General features: G+C 34.7%; 3 protein-coding genes, 2 tRNA genes and 1 riboswitch. Of the genes, 1 reads left to right on the forward strand and 4 read right to left on the reverse strand.

The genetic code is table 11. The annotated features are described in order from the left end of the window. Together WBF61_RS08995 and metK are read right to left on the reverse strand one after the other, a co-directional pair. Positions 1-1,325, reverse strand: a 1,325-nt coding sequence (locus tag WBF61_RS08995; RefSeq protein ID WP_424255810.1) for an MDR family MFS transporter, incomplete at its 3' end; no start/stop codon positions are given. A 115-nt stretch (positions 1,326-1,440) separates the two neighbouring features. Further along, complete coding sequence (gene metK / locus WBF61_RS09000; protein ID WP_424255812.1) at positions 1,441-2,628, reverse strand: methionine adenosyltransferase; 1,188 nt, start codon at positions 2,626-2,628, stop codon at positions 1,441-1,443. Next, positions 2,626-2,715: riboswitch (SMK box riboswitch) on the reverse strand. It overlaps the preceding gene by 3 nt. A 128-nt stretch (positions 2,716-2,843) precedes the next feature. Here metK and WBF61_RS09005 point away from each other — a divergent pair. Then, positions 2,844-3,647, forward strand: a complete 804-nt coding sequence (locus WBF61_RS09005) for a hypothetical protein (RefSeq protein WP_424255814.1) — start codon at positions 2,844-2,846, stop codon at positions 3,645-3,647. Between the two features lie 56 nt (positions 3,648-3,703). Here the strand turns inward: WBF61_RS09005 and WBF61_RS09010 are convergent. Continuing rightward, positions 3,704-3,775, reverse strand: a tRNA-Glu gene (locus tag WBF61_RS09010). Between the two features lie 22 nt (positions 3,776-3,797). Next, positions 3,798-3,871: transfer RNA gene (locus tag WBF61_RS09015), tRNA-Ile, on the reverse strand. Between the last annotated feature and the right edge of the window lie 51 nt (positions 3,872-3,922).

Below are 3,922 nucleotides of genomic sequence, written 5' to 3' on the forward strand. Positions count from 1 at the left end.
GGATTAATTAATTCATTCATCATTTCACTTTTAACCCCTGTTGACTCTTTTATAATCAATTGTTCCGCCATTCTTTTATTTAAAATAATACCATATAATGAAATCATAATCGTTTGTCCTAAAATTCTAAATAAAGTATTCACTGAAGTTGCTACACCAATTTGGTTTTTAGGTACAATATTTTGTATCGTTACCGTTGTCGTTGTAATTGTTAACCCCATACCTAAACCAATTAAAGCCGTTACCATTAGGAAAACGTAAAATGGGGTAGCCAATGTTAATTGAGTTATAATCAGCGCGCTAACACTAATAATGGCTAAGCTACCGGTTAAAATATTTTTAACTGGCTGTTTAAACATAATTTGTCCCGCAATAAAAGATCCTAATATCCAAGTAAAAGACATTGGTGTAATCGCAAATCCACCCATTGCAGCTTTTAAACCTTTTAAACCTTGCATCCACATTGGGATATAAACATCTATTCCTATCAAGAATCCACTAACCAATCCTGCGACTAAATTTTGAATCACAAATGTTCGATTAGTGAATAAACTTAACGGTAATATTGGATCCACTGCTCGTTTTTCAACATAAATAAATGCACTAAAACTTAAAACAGCAAAAGCGAACCAGATTAACATCGATACTTCAAAAGTACCTTTATCTCCAATAACTTGAATGCCATAAAGTGAAAATAGTAATGTACTCGTTAAAGATAAGCTCCCTAAGTAATCAATTGCTTTACGTTCGTATGAGAAATCTTCGTGTAAAAATAGAGCAACTAAAATTATTGTTACAATACCGATAGGAACATTGATATAAAAAATCCAATGCCAACTTAAAAGATCTACTATAAAACCACCCAATAAAGGTCCCAAAATACCAGCTACACCCCATGCAGCTCCATTAAAGCCCATGATTTTTGCTCGTTTTTCTAAGGGATAAATATCTGCGATAATCGTAGACGTTACTGGCATAATTGCTCCAGCACCGATACCTTGAATCGCTCTAAAAAATATAAGTTGTGTCATTGACTGTGAAAGTCCACATAAAGACGATCCAATCACAAAAATAATTAATCCAATAATCAATATTGGTTTTCTTCCAATCATGTCTGATAATTTCCCGTATATAGGTGTCATAATGGCATTGGTTAATAAATAAATTGAAAATACCCAGTTCATAATTGCGATTCCTTCAAGACTCCCTATAATTGTAGGCATAGCGGTTGAGACTATTGTCCCTTCAACAGCGGTCATAAAGGTTGCTACAAAAATAGCTAGTGTCACGATTTTTACGTTTGTTTGCTTCTTAAGTTTTTCCATATAGTTTCTCCAGTTCGTTATATCTTAGTAGCGTCTGTTAATTTGTATCTAAAATAGATACAGAGCGTATGCGATGTCCCTATCGATTAAAGGCATCGCATACGCTCTTATGCTATCAAGCTAAAAATTTTTTTAAATCTTCTATCTTATCTGTTTTTTCCCAAGATAAATCAATATCTGTTCTTCCAAAATGACCATAAGCCGCAGTTTGCTTGTAGATCGGCTTTTGAAGATCTAGCATTTTGATAATCCCAGCAGGTCGTAAATCGAAATTAGCTCTTACAGCTGAAATCAACTTGCTTTCAGCTACTTTACTCGTTCCAAAAGTATCAATTGCAATAGATACAGGTTGAGCCACCCCTATTGCGTATGCTAATTGTACCTCACACTTATCAGCTAAATTAGCAGCTACTATATTTTTAGCAATATAACGAGCAGCATAACTAGCCGAACGGTCAACTTTTGTTGGATCTTTTCCAGAAAAAGCACCCCCACCGTGACGAGCATATCCGCCATAAGTATCCACAATAATTTTACGGCCAGTTAATCCAGAATCTCCTTGAGGCCCACCAATAACAAATCGGCCCGTTGGGTTTATAAAATATTTCGTTTCTGAATCCAATAACTCTTTCGGAATTACCGCTTCAATAACCAACTTTTTAATATCATCATTTAACGTTTCCGCAGTTGTATCTGGATGGTGTTGTGTACTAATAACAACTGTATCAATACGCAGTGGTTTACCATTTTCATCGTATTCCACAGTAACCTGTGATTTTGCATCAGGTCTTAAATAATCAAGTGTCTCATCTTTTCTCAATTCGGCCAAACGTTTAACTAAACGGTGGCTTAATGAAATAGGTAATGGCATCAATTCAGGTGTTTCATTAACTGCAAAACCAAACATTAACCCTTGGTCCCCTGCTCCTATCTGGTCAAGAGCATCATCATTCATCTCTTTATATTCAACTGAATCATTAACTCCTTGAGCAATATCAGCAGACTGCTCATCAATGGCAACTATAACCGCACAAGTATCTGCGTCAAAGCCAAATTTAGCTCTTGTATAGCCTATGCCTCTAATTGTATTACGGACTACTTTTTGAATATCGACATAAGTTGATGTTGATATTTCTCCAACAACTAGTACTAAACCTGTTGTGACAGTCGTTTCACACGCAACTCGAGCATCTGGATCCTTAGCAATAATCTCATCTAGTATAGCGTCACTGATTTGATCAGCAATTTTATCTGGATGTCCTTCTGATACAGATTCCGACGTAAATAATCTTCTTTCTGTCATTCTTTGTTCCCCCTTTTTTATTTTCGGTTACAAGGCTTATCTACTTAAAAAAAAGCAGATCCTCTCGGGAATCCATTTGCAAACCTAATATATTCTACCATACTTCCCAGTAGTTAGCTAAGTAATCTTTTTGAATGATAGTCTATCTTTATAATGCCTTCATTCATTATTTTTGGTAAGATGATAATAGTGTAACAAGTGAAAGGAGTCTTACTATGAAACCACCTACATTAGCAAAATTAAAAACCATTTTATTTCATCCATACTTTCTTATTTTCATTACTCCCTTAACGTATATTTTAATTGGTACTATCTATGCAGCACAACTTTCTACTATAGCTTTTTTACCCTTTCTAGCGTTGTATTTGTTTCTATTGGTTAATCAGTTTTTAGAGAAAATTATTTATATATGGATAGAAAAGCTAACTAAAGAGTTGACAACAACTTTATTGGTTACGGAAGCAATTAATCTGTTACTCATTAGTTACTTTGCACTAACTTACCACCTTCTAATCGGACTATTATTCATTCTATATAGCATTCTTATGCAAGGACAAGTCTATTTTTTTAAAATCGATATTAAATGGTTTGTTTTTATTATGAAAGCCATCTTTAAAGGTGGTATCTTAACCTATATCGCGTTTTTCGTTCAGCTATTTTTCATACCAAACACTCTTTTCTTATGGAGTATTCCACTCATTCTGCTAGCGTTAATTATAGAAATAACAGAATACCCTATCAGAACTAAACAAATAAATAGGATAAAAGAAAATCGCTTTTTATTTCTTGGCTTGCTACTTACTTTGTATCTTACTAGTTTTTTTATTTTAGGTTTATCATTTGGTTATTTTTCTTTATTACTACTACTCAGTTTTCCTGCAGCTTGGAGCATACTGTCTCTTTACCGTACGTCAACTTACACTCTATCGTATTCTATAAAAAATAGGCAGCTGCTTCTCTTTTCAACGCTATTCATATTTTCTTTTGCTCTAATCATCAGTACTACAGTATTCTTTTAATAATAAAGAAAAAGCAATCCCAATTAATCTTGGAATTGCTTTTTCTTTATTATTTATGACCCGTACGGGATTCGAACCCGTGATACCGCCGTGAAAGGGCGGTGTCTTAACCACTTGACCAACGGGCCTTTTAATTAGATATTCTTATAATGGGCCTAAATGGACTCGAACCATCGACCTCACGCTTATCAGGCGTGCGCTCTAACCAGCTGAGCTATAGGCCCATAAAAAAAAAGCGGGTGACGAGAATCGAACTCGCATCAACAGCTTGGAAG

The sequence above is a fragment of the Carnobacterium sp. genome (genome assembly GCF_049673005.1).
Classification (GTDB): domain Bacteria; phylum Bacillota; class Bacilli; order Lactobacillales; family Carnobacteriaceae; genus Carnobacterium_A.